Raw genomic sequence first — 18,123 nt, 5'->3', positions numbered from 1 at the left:
ATTTACCTCTATACTACGTTATTATAATCTGAAAATAAAGGAGTCGTTTTGAATGCAGCAGACAGGTACCGAGAGAGTCAAAAGAGGAATGGCCGAAATGCAGAAGGGTGGCGTCATCATGGACGTTGTCAACGCGGAGCAGGCACGTGTGGCTGAAGCTGCCGGCGCAGTCGCAGTCATGGCACTTGAGCGTGTCCCATCCGATATCCGTGCAGCAGGCGGTGTAGCGAGAGCATGTGATCCGAGGATCGTCGAAGACGTGATGAATGCCGTATCCATTCCGGTCATGGCAAAATGCAGAATCGGACACATTACGGAAGCAAGAGTACTTGAAGCGATGGGTGTCGACTACATAGACGAGTCGGAAGTGCTGACGCCTGCCGATGAAGTTTTCCACCTGAAGAAGGATGACTACACAGTGCCATTCGTCTGCGGCTGCCGCAATATTGGAGAAGCAGCAAGACGTATCGCGGAAGGCGCCGCCATGCTCAGAACGAAAGGGGAGCCTGGCACAGGCAATATTGTAGAAGCGGTCAGACATATGAGGATGGTCAACCAGCAGGTCCGTCAGATTGCTGTGATGAGCGATGACGAACTGATGACCGAAGCGAAGAACCATGGCGCACCGTACGATATCTTGAAAGAAATCAAGGCACACGGTAAGCTTCCGGTCGTCAACTTTGCAGCAGGTGGGGTCGCAACGCCGCAGGATGCTGCATTGATGATGGAACTTGGCGCAGATGGCGTGTTCGTCGGATCCGGCGTATTCAAATCGGATAACCCGGAAAAATTTGCGAAAGCCATTGTCGAGGCAACAACGCACTACCAGGATTATGAACTGATCGGCAAACTCGCCAAGGAGCTCGGTACAGCCATGAAAGGTCTCGATATCAATCAGCTGTCACTGGAAGATCGGATGCAGGAGCGTGGCTGGTAATGAAAATCGGCATACTGGCCCTGCAGGGTGCTGTCCGGGAGCACCACCGGATGGTCGAAGCATGTGGTGGGGAAGCTGTACTCATCAGGAAAGTCGAGACACTATCTGAAATTGATGGACTCATCCTGCCTGGCGGAGAGTCGACAGCCATAAGAAGGCTGATGGATCGTTACGGTTTCACAGAGGCATTGCGTTCAAGTGGACTGCCGATGTTCGGCACATGTGCTGGTGTCATCCTGCTAGCAAAAGAAGTTGTGGGCCAAGAAACAGGCCATCTTAACAAGCTTGATATTACAGTGGAAAGAAATTCATTCGGCAGACAGGTTGACAGTTTCGAAGTGGAGCTCGAGGTCAGAGGTTTAGAGGAGCGTGCCCTCGCAGTATTCATCAGGGCGCCTCATATTGCTGTGGCTGGGAATGATGTACAAGTACTGTCGGAAGTCGATGGCAAGATCGTTGCTGTACGCTCCGACCGCCATCTCGGCATATCTTTCCATCCGGAGCTGACAGATTCGCTAGTATTCCATAAGTATTTCATGGATATGGTAAAAGAAAATATTTCGAAGAAAATGAGTGTCTAAAAATAAAGCTGCAAGGTCTGGATTAGGACTTTGCAGCTTTTTCGTATCAGTCATCTTTATTTTTCTTATCCGCCTTCATCCGCACTTTCATGCCTGCAGATGTTTCTGTACCGCTTTCCATCGGTTCGTGCAGACTACCTGACGTATATGGTGCTTCCGGTGCATCTTCAATGACACTTTTGACATGGTTGGCATTGAATTTCTCTGTCAGCCCTGGGACCAGACTTTCCGAAATGCCTGTACCTTTTGTCTTGATGCCAACTTCCACGCTCTCCTCAGGTTCATCAATCAGACCGATGATCGCTTTGATGACACTTTCCGGCTTATCCATTGGCTTCATCTGGGCACGATGTCCGGTGTAGTTGCCTGAATGGTCGAACCATGGTGTATCTGTCGCCCAAGGGTGGACAGTGCAGACGTGGATGTCATCATAGCCATCCGCCTCCATTTCGCGCTGCAACGCGTAGCTCAGTGATGATACAGCGTATTTGCTTGCACTGTAGCTCGTGTAGTATGGAAATGGTACTTTGGCAGCAACCGAGCCGATATTGATGAGAGTGCCCTTCTTCTGCTGTCTGAAGTGTTTCAGTGCAAACTGGCTGCCGATCATTGTACCCAGCACGTTGATATCAAGCATGCGCTTCATATCTTCGACAGGTATTTCAGTATAGGAACCAATTAATCCGACACCAGCCATATTGATCCACACATCTATATCTCCGAAATTATCCACTGCAGCGTCATGAAGCTTTTTGACATCTTCCTCCTTGCTGATATCCATAGTTACGCCGATGGCCGATTCTCCCAGCTGGTCGGCAAGTTCCTCAATCAGATGGGCACGACGGGCTCCGATGACAACATTGGCACCTTCCTGAGCAAGCTGCTTAGCGGTTTCCTTACCAAATCCGCTTGATGCGCCGGCGATGACTACGGTCAGTCCTTCACGTTTTTTCATATTGACTTCCCCCATTTATATTAAGTATCTGTTCTCTTTTTCCCTTTATGCCAATAAATATTCGTATGATCAATGAATAGACGGAAAGAACTCCCTTTTTATATAAGGTAGTTGACATCTACATTATATTAAACTATAGTACATTATAAGATAGTTGCTGGGAGGAAGCTTATGACAGTATCGAACCAGATGATGAAAGGATTGCTTGATGGGGCCATACTCGGCCTGATTGCCCAGGGAGAGACGTACGGCTATGAAATTCTGGAAAAGCTGAAGGAGAAGGACTTTCCAGAAATCAGTGATGGCAGCATATATCCGGTACTCCTGAGGCTGGGCAAGAAGGGATATGTAAGTACACAGATGAAAAAGTCGGATACAGGCGGACCAAAAAGAAAGTACTATTCCATTACTGGAAGTGGCCTTGAGGAACTGGAGATTTTTCGGAACAAGTGGACTTATCTTAATCGTGGAATGAATAATCTGATGAGGAGTGTTGAAGATGCTGAGTAAAAAGTCGGAAAAATTTCTTTTGAGTCTGAGGATCGAACTGATGGCTCGTGGAAAAAGCGATACTGAGGTTGAAGAGCTGGAAGAAGAACTTCGCGATCATCTGACTGAAGCGGAAGCGCGCGGCAAAAGTGTCGATAGTGTTACTGGCGGTTCTGTGAAATCATATATCAGATCGATATCAGAGGAACTTTCATTGGAGCCTGGCATTAAGAAGAAAGGCGTACAGCTCATCTTCTATATATTCGGATTATTTACTATACCGAGCCTGCTCAGCGGCCAGTTTGAGCTGTCGACTTCATTAATCATATATTATCTTCTTGTGATTCTGTTCATGGGGTACGGATCACTCTATGTGATGAAAGAAATGATAGTGAAGTATGGGGATAGTAGAAGAACATATGTGTATACTGTCTCCTACGGAGTACTTATTTTTGCTGGGATGGTCGGTGGTCAGTTTATCATTCGTTCGTACCCAGGACTCGTCTTTTATGAAGGTACCCCGTATCTGAACTTTATCATCGGTCTATCCCTCCTCGGTGTTTTCCTGCTCATTACGTTGTTTATGAAAAGATGGTTTTTTGCAGTACTGCTGCTCTTATTATCTGCCCCCGAACTTATAGCCAGGTTTGCTACCGATGGCGCTTCTCCGATGAGTGACGATTATCTACTCATTTCAGGAATCATTCTGATTCTGGTCAATTTAACTATCACAGGTATATTGCTTTATATGAACCGAAAAGAAGATAAGAAGAGTGAAACATAATACAGTCTCCTCCTCCAAATAATGGAGGAGGGTTTTACTTATCCATTTCTCTTTGCAGAAGTTTCTTTTAGATGTAACCTTCCAACTTCTGTATAATATTCATGTATACATAATTTTATAAGAACGGGTGATTTTCATTCAGACGCTATATTTGATTCTGATTGTCATTGCGCTGACTTTTCTGCTGTCCGTCGGCATTGGCATTTACGAGAATTATAAAACTAGGCAGGCGATCAAGACGTTATGGGATAGGAAGCGGGCTTTATCGGACAACAATAATCCTTACGTCCATTACCATAACTACTTCGTCAACATCATGGAAAATGAAGATACGGAGGACAGGAACATCGTGGATGACCAGACATGGAGTGATCTCGATGTCGGTCAACTGTTACCGAAAAGCAATTTCACATTTACGACAATTGGTGATGAACTGCTGTACGCTTCACTCAGAAATGCCACTGAAAGTAGCATCATTGATGAAGATCTGATTGATAAAATAACAGAGGACCGCGAGTTCCGGGAGCGTATTTCATATCAGCTGGCGAAATTGGGCAAGTCGAGGAACTCCGATACAAGCAAGTTCATGTACGCATTCAGACCGAGGATGGAATATAATCCATTATTCATTCTGCTGTCACTACTTCCCATCATCGGTGTGTTCATGTTCTTCATCCATCCACTTCTGTCGATTGTGACGGTGCTCAGCGGACTGGGTGCCAATCTTTACATATCACAGAAGCATAAATCTTCGACCGGATTCGACTATCCGGATATCTTTCACGCCATCAATATCATCATTGCAGCTGGGAAAATCAATTCCAGGTATAATCGCAAAGGATTGAAGCGGTTGTCATTCATCAGTCCGCTCTCAGTAACAGACGACAACGCTGGTGAAATGAATATAGGACTCCAGCTGTTCATTGGACTGAAATCAGCTTTTCTTCTGGATTATCATCTCTACCATCTGGTCATCAGGTCATTGAGCAGGAACCACACATTATATGGAGAAAGCTGGCGCTATCTGGCCGAAATGGATGTGAACTATAGTGTCGCATTGTGGCGGGAGACCTTGCCTTACTTCACCACTCCGGAAGTGGCGGAGACATCCTCCATCCAGACTGAAGGCCTCTATCATCCATTATTGACAGAGCCGGTGGAAAACGATCTTGATTATGACACTGATATTTTGCTGACAGGGTCGAATGCTGCAGGGAAATCAACCTTCATGAAGGCGCTGGGGCTCAATGTCATCATGAGCAATGGACTCAATACATCGACCAGTACAATGTTCAAGTACAGACGTGGTAAGGTGATCTCTTCCATGGATATTACAGACAGCGTCATCGAAGGAGATAGCTACTTCATCAGTGAAATAAAGTCATTGAAGCGTATCATGGAGGAAGTGGAGGATTTTGAAGGGAATGTCTACTGCATCATAGACGAGATCTTCAAAGGTACTAATACGATAGAAAGAGTCGCTGCAGCCGAGACGGTACTGCGCTACTTGAATAGAAGAGGGAATGTCTTCGTTATTGCGGCCACCCATGACATGGAACTGACTGATCTGCTGAAAGATAAATATGTATTCTACCACTTCAGAGAGCATCTGGAAGGTGATGACATCTACTTCGACTACAAACTGCGAAAAGGCGTTGCTTCCACATCAAACGCCATCGAACTGCTCAGACTCTATGAATTTCCGGACGAGGTATATGAGGAAGCAAAGCGTAAGATTGAGTAATGGCAAAGCAGCAACAGCAAGTATCGGCTTCGATATAATAATTATTCATGGAGGTAAGTGATGAAAGTAATCGGTCTGATTGGTGGAATGAGCTGGGAATCGTCTGCAGAATATTATCGACTTATCAATGAGGAAGTCAGGGATCGTCTGGGTGGTCTGCATTCAGCCAGAAGTCTACTTTATAGTGTGGACTTCGAAGAGATTGAGCGATGCCAGGCAGCTGGTGAATGGCAAAAGGCGGGCCAAATACTGGCAGATGCAGCAGAGTCTCTTGAGCGGGGTGGTGCCGAATTTATTGTCATCTGCACCAATACGATGCATAAGGTCATAGATGATATCGAATCGAGAATAGATATTCCTGTGCTCCATATTGCAGATACTACGGCGACACAGATCAAAGCCCAAAGAATGACATCAGTGGGTCTGCTTGGAACGCGCTATACCATGGAACAGGATTTCTACAAACAGCGACTTGCATCAAATGATATCAATGTAATCATACCTCCGGAAAAAGAGCGTGGAGTCATCAACGAGATCATATTTGAAGAACTGTGCATGGGAAAAATTTTGCAGCCATCCAGAGAATATTATAGGCAGGTGATTGAAAATCTGATCGAAGCCGGTGCCGAAGGAATCATACTCGGATGTACTGAAATCGGCCTGTTGATTAAACCTGAAGATTCAACCGTGCCACTCTTTGATACTGCATATATCCATGCAGTCGAGGCAGTAAATACGGCTCTAACAGAATAAAAAATGGTTTTTCACTCTTCTTTGCGGAAGGGTGAAAAACCATTTTAATTTCTTTGGAAAACTTCACTAATGGTGGCCGCCTGTATGTTCATTATCACCAGGGAGAATTTCATTGAGCAGCTCATGTTCCTGCGGATTGAGCTGTCCGACTATAAAGTACTGCAAAGGCGTCGCTTCTACATTGCCTGCTGAAACAATGGCTTTGGCAAAATATAGACCTGGAACATCGATATCGACGTTTGCTTCATATAAACCGTCGTCCCTTTGGGAAACAGTGTAAACTTCAGATGCCGAAATCTCTTCAACGGCACGCCATACTTCCAAGCTGATTTCTGCGTCATCGACCAATGTGTCATTTTCACTGACTTCAATGAAGAGTGGCTGTGCTTCTTTGACGTCAGAAATCCCTTGAGTATCCATAATAATCGAGATGTCAGGAATCTCTGTATATATACCATGCGTCTCACTGTCTATACTGCCACAGGCGGAAAGGAGGGTCGCGGCCAATATTAAGATCAATAGCCTATACATCATCGGACCTCCGATTTTCTTTGACATTCAGCCATTTCCTGACCTTTGGAATTCTCTGCAAAATGAGCAGGTCGATCAGGAACACTGCAATCAAGGAAAGGCCGACAAGCGGGAAGATCAGGGACAGAACAATCAGGATAAAGAACGGCACTTTATGGTTGATCAGCCTGTCGGATGCAGGTGCACCTGTACTGTCCTTCGGTTTCCTTCTCAGCCACATCCAGAACCCGGTGATGATCATGGCGATGAGTCCCAGGCAGATGGCGAGACCGAACAGCTGGTTGATCAGTCCAAACTGTAGTCCTTTATGGATGGTGATCCCAAGAGCCATTATTTTTCCGAGAATGCCGTAGTCCACAAAACGGTAGTCTGCAAGTGTAATGCCACTGTACTGGTCGATATGGACGGTCGCCTCATCCTGTGCCTGATCCGGGAAGGTGGACAAGGTGAATACACCTTCTTCACTTGCTGGATAGAAGACATCGTATGTTGGGTGAACTTCAATTTCCTGAGCTCTGTTGACAACATCGTTGATTGAAACAGGAAGGCGTCCGGACAGTATTTCTGATGTTGGTGCGGGCAGGTTTTCTGCTGCCCAGGAGACATCTGCCACTTCTTCGGTTTTAACGTCGGATTCCGGAGCGGGGCCTATCCAGATGGATGGTGGATAGCCAGCCCCGCTCATGGTCGTGATGTTCTGTACACCGTTTCCCCAGAATCCGGTCCAGAGCAAGCCCGTCAGGAGGAAGAATATCAACCCGCCTGACCACCAGAAACCGGTCACGGCATGCAGATCGCGTATCAATATCTTTGTTCCCTGTTTCAGTCGGGGAATCAGTATACCTCGGAAATCCTTGGCCTTTCTTGGGAACCAGAGATAGATTCCTGTAATGATCATGATGATTGTCCAGCAGGCGACAAGTTCCACAAGCCTATCACCGACTGTGCCTGCCATGAGTTCACCATGGACCTTTTCAATGATATCCATGACACGCCTGTCATCATTCAAGACACCCAGTGCTGTGCCATCATACGGATCGACGAAGACTGTGTAGGATGTCCCATCTTCTGTTGTGATTGCAACCTCTGCGGAACGCTCTGGACCTTCTCCCGGGCGGTAGCGGGTGACACTGCCATCTATTTCATTCTGGGCGATATCCACCTGCTCTTCAGGCGTAAGGGGATCTCCCACTGCTTCAACTTGATAGTAGTCTTTATATAGGGCGGCTTCTATATCATATTTGAAGAGATAGACTGCGCCGGTAAAAGCTAGAATAAGCAGTATTGGTGTAATGATGATCCCTGCATAAAAATGCCATCGCCAAATGGCCGCATAACGCTTCCTGTGCGATTTTTTCAATTTATTTCCTCCTCGATAGGTCAAATTATATACGATGGCAAAAGTAAGGAATAGAGTCAGGTCTAGAATGTACTAAAGAAGACAAGACTGCAGTAGATCACCTGCATCAAAAGTCATGGAATTGAGAGTTCAAAGCACCATGAAATTTGCAGACCTCCACTAAAAGTTAAAATTTTTAAAAAATATAAATAATTTATATTCCTATCTATTGGATTTGATATTCATTTGGAATATAATTGAACATTCAAGGAATGAAGGGGATATTCCAAGCAATATTGTGAACGCTTACTACATATACGGCGATTTATAGTAAATGGATCAGTCGTTTTGATCATCAAGGGGAATAACGCACGAAGGAGTAAGGTTATGCTCAGTATAGTTGGTTTATTTGTCATCTCGACGATTGTCGTTCTTCTGATTACACAGAAGCTGAATCCGATTGTTGCATTGGTGATTGTGCCATTCATCGGAGCACTGATCGCTGGATTTGGGTTCGGGGAGATCAGTGAATTCTTCAATGATGGCATCAGTTCTGTATTATCCGTTGTCATCATGTTCATATTTGCAATTCTATTTTTTGGAATCATGCAGGATGTAGGATTGTTCAACCCGTTGATCGACCGCATGGTGAAGCTTTCTGGGGGGAATGTCATTCTTGTGGCGATGGCTACTGTGGTCATCGGAGTTGTGGCACATCTGGATGGCTCCGGAGCATCTACATTTCTGATTACAATACCGGCACTGTTGCCACTCTATAGGAAACTGAATATGAGCCCCTATCTTCTTGTCATGCTGATCGGACTGAGTGCAAGTATCATAAATATGGTGCCTTGGGGTGGTCCGCTCGGACGTACAGCAGCGGTTCTCGGGGTGGATGCATCTGAACTATGGCAACCGCTCATTCCCTTGCAGGGCGTTCTGATAATATCCTTGATTCTGGTCGGGGCATTGCTTGGCTATTTGGAGAAGATGCGGATAAAACGCAAAGGACTGTTGACCAATCCAGAGAACGTGGAGAGTTTCGGAATAGGTGTCTCTCAGGATGACGAGTCAGAAGAGTTGAAACGTCCTGGGCTGCTTTGGCTCAACTTCCTGCTGACACTTGTAGTCGTCGGTTTTCTAATGTGGGGTGTGCTTCCAGCCGGCATGGTGTTCATGCTTGCAGTCAGCATCGCCTTGCCACTCAACTTCAGAAGTACTGATCTGCAGATGAAGCGCATCAAAGCACATGCGCCCAATGCCTTGATGATGGCAGCCATCATATTGGCAGCCGGCTCTTTCCTGGGTATACTCAGCAATACCGGAATGCTGGACTCACTGGCAGAAGATATCATATATATACTGCCGGCCTTCATGGTGCCTTATCTCCACTATATTGTCGGGTTCTTCGGTGCACCGATGGAAATATTTCTGAATACGGATGCCTATTACTTTGCACTGCTTCCGGTGGTGGAGCAGATTGTTACAAGTTATGGTGTAGACAGTATCCGTGCCGCGTATGCAATAATGATCGGAAATGTCATCGGCACATTCATCAGTCCATTCTCACCAGCACTATGGCTCGCTGTAGGTCTTGCGGGGATAGAGATGGGCCGCTACATCCGATACGCCTTCTTCTGGGTGTGGGGATTCAGCCTGATAGCGATGGGTGCTGCATTCCTAATGGGTATTATTTAAAATCTGGTTATAGAAAATAAAAGAGCGAACTTCCCGATGATTACATATCACTGGGAGGTGCGCTCTTTTATATTATGGTTAAATTACTTCATATCCAACATTTACTTTACAGTCTTGCCGGTAGATTTTGGATTCCAAAATCTATTTTCAATTTTAATATTGTGGATGAAAAATGCAATGACCGTCAATATAGTTGCGATGTCGATGACCTCATTAAAGATTGCGCTTCCTGGCCATGCTATCTCGAAGGTTTGCAGGGTGGAGTTTATTGCATACAGTATGATGACACTGGCGAATACTTTATGAAATAGACCTTTTGACAACTGGAAGATTCTGATGCCGATAAAGATGACTGCGAGCATGATCATCACTCTGAGAATATTGAATATGCTGCCTTCATAGTTGAATAGGAAAAATTGCTCGAACCGTTCATGGAATGAAAATATGATGAAAATTTTTGTGACTCCGAACAGCAGAATGAAAAGAATGGTGGTCAGTGTCTGTTTTGCGGGGCCCCTGAAAGCCTGCTGCTTTATACCTCTATTCATCAGAGGGACCATGATGAGGACCAGGAAAGGCACGACGATCATGAACCATGAGAGAGCCAGGCGACCGATGATGATGACGCATAGAAAGTATATGAATACGTAATAGCCAATCATCAGACGATAGTCACGCCAAAAACCCACAGAAGATCTGTCTGTATTTGTAGCCAGATCGAGTGCATAGGATTTTGGATCATTTCCGAACATTTCTTTGAAGGAGATATTCTCGGTTTCATAGAAGTGCGTCATCATTTCATGGAGGATATCCCATTTTTCTTCTTCATCTACATAATGTGCATCAAGTACACCTTCGAGCTCCTGGAAATGGAGTCTGTCTGCTTCATCCAAGGTTGATAGCATATGGTCATATTCTCTTTTGAGCGGGGTTATCATCATATTCCTCCTCAAAGATCTGATTTACTGCGCCGTCCAGTTCCCGCCAGTGGAGCTGAAATTCATCGAGATAGTTTTTTCCTTCATCGGTAATCTTGTAGTATTTTCTCATTGGGCCTTCTGCAGATTTGACACGCCTGCCAGTAATGTATCCAGCCTTCTGAAGTTTGTGCAGCAGAGGGTAGATGCTGCCTTCGCTGACCATGCTGAGGTTGAACTCTTTCAGACGGACAATGATGTCATATCCGTAAAGCGTTTCTTTCTCGATCAGTTTTAAGATGCATCCTTCTAGAATGCCTTTTAGCATCTGTGACTTCAAAATATCACATCCTTGTTTTACAACTTGGTGATAGTATAGGATAGATTTAATAACTTGTAAAGCAAGGTAGTGAGCAGAAAGAAAAGCTGGAATGTTATCCAGCCATCTGTTCTACCATTCTTCAATATCTCCACGGACCTTGTATGAAAGATTCTGTCCATGGCGAGTTTCCAGGTTGTCTTCCACTTCTTTCAGGGAAACACCCTGGTGTTTCAGCAGGACGAGCATATGATAGAAAAGGTCGCTTGTTTCGTTTACAAGCTCCTGATGATCATTGTTTTTGGCGGCAATGACAACTTCGGTCATTTCCTCACCGCATTTCTTAAGAATCTTATCGATGCCTTCTTCTGTGAGATAACTGGTGTAGGAGCCTTCTTGTGGATTATCCACCTTCTGATCGACAATCCTATCCAGCGTCTGCAGGTTGAAATAGGCATCGCCGAAGCAGCTCTGTGTGCCAAGGTGGCATGTCGGTCCTTTCGGATCGACATGAATGAGCAGTGCATCAGAGTCACAGTCGAGTGCCATACTTTTGACGACCTGTATATGGCCGCTTGTTTCACCCTTTTTCCACAGCCGCTCCTTGGAGCGGGAATAGAACCATACGACTTTGTCTTCGAGGGTCTTCTCGTAGGCTGCTTCATTCATGAAGCCGTTCATCAGCACCTGACCGGTACTGTCATCCTGCAGGATGACGGATAGGAGACCGTTGCCTTTGGCAAAATCCGGTTTCATATGAATCTCACCTCGATTTCTGATTGATGAAGATCTTCTTTTAAATCTTTGATTTCAACTTCCTTGTTGTGGAAGATGGAAGCTGCCAGTCCAGCCGATACACCGGTTTCCTGGAAGAGTTCCGTAAAGTGGGCTGCATTCCCGGCACCGCCGCTTGCGATGATCGGAATATCCACCATTTTATTTGCACGCGCGAGAAAGTCGATGTCGAAGCCCTGCTTGACGCCGTCATGATCCATGCTTGTAATGAGGAATTCCCCAGCACCGAGTGCGGCACACTGCTCGATCCATTCGAAAGCACGGATCTCCGTCTTTTTCGAACCGCCATGGGTGTGGACGAAGTAGTCTGTTGCATCGGGATCATACTTTACATCTATCGCGACGCATATGCACTGGCTTCCGAACACTTCACTGGCTTCACGGATCAGTTCCGGATTTCTGAGGGCAGCGGAGTTGACGCTGACCTTATCGGCGCCTGCGTTGAGTAGCTGGCGGATATCATCGACTGTCGAGATGCCACCACCGATTGTCAGCGGAATGAATAGGGCTTTGGCAGTTTCGCGGATGACATCGATCATCAGATCATGTCCGTTCTGGGTCTTGGATATGTCGAGTAACACGAGTTCATCTGCGCCTTCTGCGTTGTATCGAGTAGCCAGTTCCACAGGGTCACCGACGTCCCTCAATCCGACAAAGTTCACACCTTTGACGACGCGTCCCTCTTTGACATCGAGGCATGGAATGATGCGTTTTTTGATCATCTGATTCCCCTCCAGAAGTCGTTGCTATGACTGGCTTTGCCGACGATGGCATGAGTGATTCCCATCGACTCGAGCTGGTCGAGATCTGCCTTGTCTCTGACACCGCCACTTGCGATGACGGTGTGGCGTGTCAGGTCATTGATCCGCTTTGTATTCTCGAAGTTCGGCCCCTGGTTCATGCCATCCTTATTGATATCGGTATAGATGATGCCGGCGATATCGAGACTTTCTATCTTTTCAATGTAGTCATCGATCACGATACCACTGTTTTCAGTCCAACCATTGATGTAGATGTCGTTCTCTCTGGCATCGACACCAACAAATATGCGTCCTGGGAACTTTGTGGCAACTGATTTCAACCATTCGAAGTCCATGATGGCCCGGGTACCGAGAATGAAGTAGTCGATGCCGATGGCATCATATTTTTCGAGTGTTTCGGTGTTTCTCAGCCCTCCACCGATCTGCAGGGGAAGCGTAGTCTTTTGCTTCAATTTCTGTATGATAGTGGACTCTTGAGCGTTCTGTTTCAATGCACCCATAAGATCGACGATGTGGATACGGGCCACTTGATCGAAACTACTGTAGAAGGCGATCGCCTCCTCAGGTGTCCGCTTCATCGATGTTTTCTTATCATAGTCGCCCTGGGTCAGACGGACGTTCTGACCGTCGATGATATCGATTGCTGGGATGATGTTCATCTATAGTCCTCCTTCAATGGCTTGCTTCAGCATATCGACACCAAGATCTCCGGATTTTTCCGGATGGAACTGGATGCCGATGATATTGCCCTTTTTTACAACTGCCGGTACGGTCACACCATATTCCGCTGTGGCGATGGCGTGTTCTGTGCTCTCAGCCATGAAGCTGTGTACAAAATAGACGTCCTTGCCGTCAAGCACCGGGTTCGTGCTTGTGAGTGTGTTCCAACCGAGGTGCGGCACAGGATGCGGTGTTTTCATCCGGATGATTCTTCCGGGCAGTAGACCGAGTCCCTTTGCGTCGCCTTCCGCGCTCTCCTCAAAAAGCAGCTGCATGCCGAGACAGATGCCGATGAACCGCTTCGTTTCAGCCAGTTTCAACAGATCCCACTTGATATCAAGACGATCGATGGTTTCCATCGCATTGCCGAAATGGCCGACACCAGGCAGCAGGATGGCATCGCAATCCTTCAGATCTTCATATTTGCTTGAAAGGATATATTCATATTCAAGCTTCTCGAGTGCATTCTTTATGTTCTGTATATTACCGAGGGAATAGTCTATGATGCCGATCATTCGATGACACCCTTTGAGGAAGGTACGCCTGCATCACTCGGTGCAAGTGCGGCTTTCAGGCTTCTGGCAAATCCTTTGAAGATCGCTTCAATTTCGTGGTGCGTATTGCCGCCTTTGAGCAAATCGATATGCAGCGTCATCCGGCTGTTCATGCTCACTGCGTTGAAGAATTCCATGACCAGTTCCGTATCGAATGTACCGACCTTCTCTTTCGAGAAGTGTGCCTGGAAACTGAGGTGCGGTCGGCCGGAAAGATCGAGCACGACACGCGCCAGGGATTCGTCCATCGGTATATAGGTGGTGCCATAGCGCTGGTATGAGGACTTCTCGACATAAAGTTCACGGATCATCTGGCCGAGAATGATGCCGACATCCTCGACGGTATGGTGGTCGTCCACTTCAAGATCACCGTCCGCTTCAACATTGAGGTAGAGGCCGGAGTGGAAGCTGAACAGTGTCAGCATATGATCAAAGAAGCCGACACCGGTCGAGATGGAGGAGTCGTTGGGTGACTTCTCATCATCAAGTGATATGGATATTTTCGTTTCCTTTGTCGCGCGTTCCTTCTTGATCATATTGATTGCTCCATTTCTTGATTAGTTGGTTGAAAGTTTCGTAATGTTCGAGTCCGATGATCGAATATCTGACGGCATTTTCAAGCGGCGGTTTGTCATACACCCTTGCCTGATAGCCATGTGATTTCAGATAGGCTGCCAGATCACGGGCAGTTTCACCATAGGTCAGAATAAAATTTGTACTGGATCCGATGATATTTATTTTATCAGATACTTGTCCAAGCGACTTGGAAAGGCGTTTTTTCGAATCGAGCTGATAACGGATGAATACATCAAGCGTCGATCTTTTTTCGAAGATTTTGCTTGCCAAGTTCAGTGATAGTGAGTTGACCGGGTAGGGGTGGTTGAGACGGGTGATTTTATCGAACGTCTCGTCCTTGGCAATCGCAATGCCGATTCTAAGTCCCGCAACACCGAACATTTTACTGAGCGTACGGATGATCAGCACATGTGCACCTTCCGGTCTTGTATAGGCCGGTCCGAATTCGAAGTAGGCCTCATCGAGTACGAGATAGCCGTCCACGTCTTGCATCGCATCTGCCAGTGCTTGAAGTTCTTCGGCTCTGAACATGCGCCCGGTCGGGTTATGCGGTACGGATATCAGGAAGAGAGAAGGCTTGTGTAATTCGACTGCCTTGATGACCTGATCAAAGTCGAAAGTGAAGTCTGCATCACACGAAACAGTGTAGACAGGCACATCCACCTGATTGGCATACTCATGATACATGACAAAATCCGGGTCGAGTGTCATGACGCCGTTGTGCCCCAGTGTCATGATGGCCTTCTGAATCCATTCATCGGAGCCATTGGCGACTTCGATGGTGGCAGGCTCGATATCGTAGTAGTCGGCATATAGTTGTTTGAAGTTATCTATTTCATCTCCCGGGTATTCATGAATTTTCGTCGCCTTGATGACTTCTGAGATGGCTTCATCATCGAGCGGGGAGATCGGGCTTGTATTGCGGTCCATATGGATCATGTCATCACTCCGTTCGAATGTGTAGAGATTGGTAGTGGGCATCCAGCTGCTCGCGTCTGGCAATGGTCTTTGCTGGTCCTGCAATCTCACCATAAGTACTTTTTTCCAGTGAAATCACTGCATGGCTCGTCATGAAGTCATTGACGTTCAGTCCATGGCTGAACCGCCCGGTCTTATCGGTCGGTAGCACGTGGGACGGGCCGGCTACGTAGTCGCCGATCGCTTCCGGTGAATAATAGCCATTGAAGACGGCACCGGCATACCTGATATTACGGATGATTCTGTCCGCATCCTTATGCTGGATGGAAACGTGCTCGGGTGCAATATCGTTGATCATACCGATCAGCGCTTCCTGCGAATCGATCACAGCGTAGTGATTGTTTTTTATGGAATCTCTTATGATATGGCTGCGTGGCTGATCTTCCATCATCTGATCAAGACGGTCTTCTATAGCTTTTATGACCGCTTCATCTTCACTGATCAGAAATGTCCGTGCATTCACATCATGCTCGGCCTGGGCAAACAGATCGTAGACGATGGCGTCGATATGGACGTCCTGATCGACATAGATCAGAATCTCGCTTGGGCCGGCAATCATGTCGATGCCGACTTCGCCGAACAATAATCTTTTGGCAAGCGCTACGTAATAGTTGCCGGGTCCGACAATTTTGTCGACTTTTGGAATCGTTTCTGTGCCGTAAGCGAGAGCAGCAATGGCTTGTGCGCCACCGACCGTATATACATTCTCGACACCACAGATGTGGAGAGCGGCGAAGGTGATGTTGTTCTCTTCGAAAGTTGGCGTGACAACGTGGATCTCCTTAACGCCTGCAGCAAGTGCCGGCACAACTGTCATCAGCACGCTCGATGGGTAGAGTGCCGTACCGCCGGGTACATAGACGCCGACTCTTTCAATGGGATGGTAGACGTATTGGAACTCACCGTTATCCATATCCCTATACTTGATGCTTCCCTGATACTGTTCTATCCGTTTCTTGATCGTCTCAAGCGCTTCACGCTCTTCTTCTGAGATGGCATCATAGCTGTTCTTCAGTGCTGCCTTGTCTACTTTAAAAGTATCCACGGTCTGATTGTCGAACTGTGCCGTATAGTCATGCAGTGCCCGGTCACCATCCGTCCGGACCTGCTCTATGATCTCCATGACACCTTTATAGTCATCGAAACCGGCAGAGCCGCGCTTTACATCGAAAACCGATTTGAATTCTGCGACATTCATTCGATCACCCCGATTTCCTTGATGAAATCATAGATCTCGTCCTCTTTCGTATAGAACGTCCGTTTGTTGGCAATGAGTCTTGCGTGGATTTCCATGATCTCTTCGTGTTCCACGAGTCCGTTATCCCGGAGCGTACTACCGGTCTGGACGATATCGACGATGCCGTCGGACAGGCCAAGCAGTGGGGCCAGTTCCACTGAACCATTCAGATGGATCAGAGAGACATCCTGTCTTTTGTTTTTAAAGTGGGTGTGGGCGATGTTCATATACTTCGTCGCGATGACCTTGAATTCCTGCTGGTCGGGCAGTGCAGCCACCGAGAAGTGGCATTCGCCGAACGGCAGCTGGGAGACGTTCAGTATATTGAATGTATCCTCGGTGATGATGTCGGATCCGACGATGCCGAGATCCGCCACCCCACTCTCCACATAGGTCGGTACGTCCGGGCCTTTGGCGAAGATGAATTTGACATTGTCGACAATGGTATAGAGCGAACGTGTCTCTTCCTCGAGCGCTTCGTTGTAGACGGTCAGTCCGTTCTTATTCATATATTTCAGGAAGTCCTTGAAAAGGCGTCCTTTTGTCAATGCAACTGTAATCATAGCAATCCTCCATTAGATAGATTCACCGCGATGCCGAAGGCGCTGCTGTTATATTCCCCGCCGCTGAGCAATGGATAGTCATGGTTCAGGAAAGCTTGGAAATAAAAGCCGTTGTAGTAGGACTGTGGAGAACGGAACGATAAATCCAGTATGAACTTCATATCATATTTTTCGAGCAGCTGTTTCAGTCTTTCAATGAAAAGCATGATGTCACTGTCTCCGAATTCTGCATTCACCAGATCGATCTGGTCGCTTACTTTTGCGGAAAGCAACGTATAGAGCGAGTGGCTGCCACCGAGGCGTTTCTTTATTTCCGACAGGTTCTTCTCATGGACGAGCGTACGGATATCATCTTCAAGCGCGTATTTTTCGATATACAGATCAAGCAGCGTATCGTCGTTGACGACGATGGACTGGAATTTCTCATCATATCTTGCTGTGACAAACGACAGATGCATATCGATGCTTGAAAGAATTTCATCGTTGGATGGGCCATACAGCTCAACGCCTGCCTGGTAGAATGTCTCATAGTTCCTCACTACCGATCCGAAGTAGCCGAAGAAGCGGTCATCAAGCGTATAGTTTTCATTATAGTTCAGCAGTGAGCGTGTCCAGTCACTGCGGATTGAAAAGAGCTGTTCATTCTTCTCGAAGATGATGGTTGAAGAATGGTGTCTTTTGTCATCGATATTGAATGGTTCCACCATATTCATATCGACCAGCTGATAGTTTTCATCAGCAAGCAGCTGTGTATAGTCCTGTGCAAATTTCAATCGTCGGATGATCAGTTCATTTTTCATACGATGTCTCCTTTAATACTTTAGCGTGATAAAGAATAATCAATAAATTAGATAATAGCAAAGTAAACTGACAATGACAAGACTTTTGGTGC

The 18,123-nt window shown here is 46.6% G+C and carries 21 protein-coding genes; 7 read left to right on the top strand and 14 right to left on the bottom strand.

Annotated features, from left to right (window positions below):
• Positions 1-52: 52 nt before the first annotated feature.
• Both pdxS and pdxT read left to right on the top strand, forming a co-directional pair.
• Positions 53-937 (top strand): pyridoxal 5'-phosphate synthase lyase subunit PdxS, encoded by an 885-nt coding sequence (gene pdxS / locus GQ671_RS09575; protein WP_160656196.1) that lies wholly within the window; start codon positions 53-55, stop codon positions 935-937.
• A complete protein-coding gene (pdxT, locus tag GQ671_RS09570) occupies positions 937-1,518 on the top strand; it encodes a pyridoxal 5'-phosphate synthase glutaminase subunit PdxT (protein WP_160656193.1) in 582 nt (193 codons plus the stop codon). The genes pdxS and pdxT overlap by 1 nt, the downstream gene beginning before the upstream one ends.
• A 46-nt stretch (positions 1,519-1,564) precedes the next feature.
• Here pdxT and GQ671_RS09565 read toward each other — a convergent pair whose 3' ends face one another.
• Positions 1,565-2,473, bottom strand: coding sequence for an SDR family NAD(P)-dependent oxidoreductase (locus GQ671_RS09565; protein ID WP_160656190.1), 909 nt, complete (start codon positions 2,471-2,473; stop codon positions 1,565-1,567).
• 171 nt (positions 2,474-2,644) lie between these two features.
• Here GQ671_RS09565 and GQ671_RS09560 point away from each other — a divergent pair, with 171 nt between their 5' ends.
• The 4 genes from GQ671_RS09560 (at position 2,645) to GQ671_RS09545 (ending at position 6,243) form a co-directional block, all read left to right on the top strand.
• Positions 2,645-2,983: a PadR family transcriptional regulator gene (locus tag GQ671_RS09560; RefSeq protein ID WP_160656187.1), complete on the top strand. Its 339-nt coding sequence runs from the start codon at positions 2,645-2,647 to the stop codon at positions 2,981-2,983.
• On the top strand, positions 2,973-3,746 hold the full coding sequence (locus GQ671_RS09555; RefSeq protein WP_160656184.1) for a hypothetical protein: 774 nt from the start codon (positions 2,973-2,975) through the stop codon (positions 3,744-3,746). Before GQ671_RS09560 ends, GQ671_RS09555 begins: the two co-directional genes overlap by 11 nt.
• 151 nt (positions 3,747-3,897) lie before the next feature.
• A complete protein-coding gene (locus GQ671_RS09550) occupies positions 3,898-5,490 on the top strand; it encodes a MutS-related protein (RefSeq protein WP_160656181.1) in 1,593 nt (530 codons plus the stop codon).
• A gap of 60 nt (positions 5,491-5,550) precedes the next feature.
• Positions 5,551-6,243, top strand: a complete 693-nt coding sequence (locus tag GQ671_RS09545; RefSeq protein WP_160656178.1) for an aspartate/glutamate racemase family protein — start codon at positions 5,551-5,553, stop codon at positions 6,241-6,243.
• A gap of 66 nt (positions 6,244-6,309) precedes the next feature.
• Here the strand turns inward: GQ671_RS09545 and GQ671_RS09540 are convergent, their stop codons facing one another.
• Both GQ671_RS09540 and GQ671_RS09535 read right to left on the bottom strand, forming a co-directional pair.
• On the bottom strand, positions 6,310-6,774 hold the full coding sequence (locus GQ671_RS09540; RefSeq protein WP_160656175.1) for a FixH family protein: 465 nt from the start codon (positions 6,772-6,774) through the stop codon (positions 6,310-6,312).
• The gene (locus tag GQ671_RS09535; protein ID WP_160656172.1) at positions 6,767-8,134 is read right to left on the bottom strand and encodes a PepSY-associated TM helix domain-containing protein; all 1,368 of its coding nucleotides are present in this window, start codon (positions 8,132-8,134) and stop codon (positions 6,767-6,769) included. Before GQ671_RS09535 ends, GQ671_RS09540 begins: the two co-directional genes overlap by 8 nt.
• A gap of 366 nt (positions 8,135-8,500) precedes the next feature.
• Here GQ671_RS09535 and GQ671_RS09530 point away from each other — a divergent pair, with 366 nt between their 5' ends.
• Positions 8,501-9,811 (top strand): CitMHS family transporter, encoded by a 1,311-nt coding sequence (locus GQ671_RS09530; protein WP_160656169.1) that lies wholly within the window; start codon positions 8,501-8,503, stop codon positions 9,809-9,811.
• A gap of 101 nt (positions 9,812-9,912) precedes the next feature.
• Here the strand turns inward: GQ671_RS09530 and GQ671_RS09525 are convergent, their stop codons facing one another.
• The 11 genes from GQ671_RS09525 to GQ671_RS09475 all read right to left on the bottom strand — a co-directional run bounded on the left by GQ671_RS09525 (position 9,913) and on the right by GQ671_RS09475 (position 18,031).
• The gene (locus tag GQ671_RS09525) at positions 9,913-10,749 is read right to left on the bottom strand and encodes a hypothetical protein (RefSeq protein WP_160656166.1); all 837 of its coding nucleotides are present in this window, start codon (positions 10,747-10,749) and stop codon (positions 9,913-9,915) included.
• Positions 10,721-11,068, bottom strand: coding sequence for a PadR family transcriptional regulator (locus GQ671_RS09520; RefSeq protein ID WP_246153224.1), 348 nt, complete (start codon positions 11,066-11,068; stop codon positions 10,721-10,723). The genes GQ671_RS09525 and GQ671_RS09520 overlap by 29 nt, the downstream gene beginning before the upstream one ends.
• A gap of 111 nt (positions 11,069-11,179) precedes the next feature.
• Positions 11,180-11,803, bottom strand: a complete 624-nt coding sequence (gene hisIE, locus GQ671_RS09515; protein ID WP_170288676.1) for a bifunctional phosphoribosyl-AMP cyclohydrolase/phosphoribosyl-ATP diphosphatase HisIE — start codon at positions 11,801-11,803, stop codon at positions 11,180-11,182.
• Positions 11,800-12,564: an imidazole glycerol phosphate synthase subunit HisF gene (gene hisF, locus GQ671_RS09510; RefSeq protein WP_160656164.1), complete on the bottom strand. Its 765-nt coding sequence runs from the start codon at positions 12,562-12,564 to the stop codon at positions 11,800-11,802. Before hisF ends, hisIE begins: the two co-directional genes overlap by 4 nt.
• Positions 12,561-13,262, bottom strand: coding sequence for a 1-(5-phosphoribosyl)-5-[(5-phosphoribosylamino)methylideneamino]imidazole-4-carboxamide isomerase (gene hisA, locus GQ671_RS09505; RefSeq protein ID WP_160656161.1), 702 nt, complete (start codon positions 13,260-13,262; stop codon positions 12,561-12,563). The genes hisF and hisA overlap by 4 nt, the downstream gene beginning before the upstream one ends.
• The gene (gene hisH / locus GQ671_RS09500; RefSeq protein WP_160656159.1) at positions 13,263-13,838 is read right to left on the bottom strand and encodes an imidazole glycerol phosphate synthase subunit HisH; all 576 of its coding nucleotides are present in this window, start codon (positions 13,836-13,838) and stop codon (positions 13,263-13,265) included.
• Complete coding sequence (gene hisB / locus GQ671_RS09495) at positions 13,835-14,413, bottom strand: imidazoleglycerol-phosphate dehydratase HisB (protein WP_160656157.1); 579 nt, start codon at positions 14,411-14,413, stop codon at positions 13,835-13,837. The genes hisH and hisB overlap by 4 nt, the downstream gene beginning before the upstream one ends.
• A complete protein-coding gene (locus GQ671_RS09490; protein WP_246153223.1) occupies positions 14,361-15,434 on the bottom strand; it encodes a pyridoxal phosphate-dependent aminotransferase in 1,074 nt (357 codons plus the stop codon). The genes hisB and GQ671_RS09490 overlap by 53 nt, the downstream gene beginning before the upstream one ends.
• Positions 15,397-16,629 (bottom strand): histidinol dehydrogenase, encoded by a 1,233-nt coding sequence (hisD, locus tag GQ671_RS09485; RefSeq protein WP_160656155.1) that lies wholly within the window; start codon positions 16,627-16,629, stop codon positions 15,397-15,399. Before hisD ends, GQ671_RS09490 begins: the two co-directional genes overlap by 38 nt.
• Entirely contained in the window at positions 16,626-17,231 is a 606-nt protein-coding gene (hisG, locus tag GQ671_RS09480; protein WP_160656152.1) for an ATP phosphoribosyltransferase, read from the bottom strand. Before hisG ends, hisD begins: the two co-directional genes overlap by 4 nt.
• Complete coding sequence (locus GQ671_RS09475) at positions 17,228-18,031, bottom strand: ATP phosphoribosyltransferase regulatory subunit (RefSeq protein ID WP_160656150.1); 804 nt, start codon at positions 18,029-18,031, stop codon at positions 17,228-17,230. The genes hisG and GQ671_RS09475 overlap by 4 nt, the downstream gene beginning before the upstream one ends.
• Positions 18,032-18,123: the final 92 nt, after the last annotated feature.

The organism is Salinicoccus hispanicus, from assembly GCF_009831115.1.
Lineage (GTDB): Bacteria > Bacillota > Bacilli > Staphylococcales > Salinicoccaceae > Salinicoccus > Salinicoccus hispanicus.
Note: the sequence above shows the minus strand (reverse complement) of the source record. Positions and strands in the feature narration are given on the sequence as shown.

Coding starts and splice junctions, on each gene's coding strand:
- pdxS (WP_160656196.1), top strand. CDS start 53: ATGCAGCAGACAGGTACCGAGAGAGTCAAAAGAGGAATGGCCGAAATG.
- pdxT (WP_160656193.1), top strand. CDS start 937: ATGAAAATCGGCATACTGGCCCTGCAGGGTGCTGTCCGGGAGCACCAC.
- GQ671_RS09565 (WP_160656190.1), bottom strand. CDS start 2,473: ATGAAAAAACGTGAAGGACTGACCGTAGTCATCGCCGGCGCATCAAGC.
- GQ671_RS09560 (WP_160656187.1), top strand. CDS start 2,645: ATGACAGTATCGAACCAGATGATGAAAGGATTGCTTGATGGGGCCATA.
- GQ671_RS09555 (WP_160656184.1), top strand. CDS start 2,973: ATGCTGAGTAAAAAGTCGGAAAAATTTCTTTTGAGTCTGAGGATCGAA.
- GQ671_RS09545 (WP_160656178.1), top strand. CDS start 5,551: ATGAAAGTAATCGGTCTGATTGGTGGAATGAGCTGGGAATCGTCTGCA.
- GQ671_RS09540 (WP_160656175.1), bottom strand. CDS start 6,774: ATGTATAGGCTATTGATCTTAATATTGGCCGCGACCCTCCTTTCCGCC.
- GQ671_RS09530 (WP_160656169.1), top strand. CDS start 8,501: ATGCTCAGTATAGTTGGTTTATTTGTCATCTCGACGATTGTCGTTCTT.
- GQ671_RS09525 (WP_160656166.1), bottom strand. CDS start 10,749: ATGATAACCCCGCTCAAAAGAGAATATGACCATATGCTATCAACCTTG.
- hisIE (WP_170288676.1), bottom strand. CDS start 11,803: ATGAAACCGGATTTTGCCAAAGGCAACGGTCTCCTATCCGTCATCCTG.
- hisF (WP_160656164.1), bottom strand. CDS start 12,564: ATGATCAAAAAACGCATCATTCCATGCCTCGATGTCAAAGAGGGACGC.
- hisA (WP_160656161.1), bottom strand. CDS start 13,262: ATGAACATCATCCCAGCAATCGATATCATCGACGGTCAGAACGTCCGT.
- hisH (WP_160656159.1), bottom strand. CDS start 13,838: ATGATCGGCATCATAGACTATTCCCTCGGTAATATACAGAACATAAAG.
- hisB (WP_160656157.1), bottom strand. CDS start 14,413: ATGATCAAGAAGGAACGCGCGACAAAGGAAACGAAAATATCCATATCA.
- GQ671_RS09490 (WP_246153223.1), bottom strand. CDS start 15,434: ATGCCCACTACCAATCTCTACACATTCGAACGGAGTGATGACATGATC.
- hisD (WP_160656155.1), bottom strand. CDS start 16,629: ATGAATGTCGCAGAATTCAAATCGGTTTTCGATGTAAAGCGCGGCTCT.
- hisG (WP_160656152.1), bottom strand. CDS start 17,231: ATGATTACAGTTGCATTGACAAAAGGACGCCTTTTCAAGGACTTCCTG.
- GQ671_RS09475 (WP_160656150.1), bottom strand. CDS start 18,031: ATGAAAAATGAACTGATCATCCGACGATTGAAATTTGCACAGGACTAT.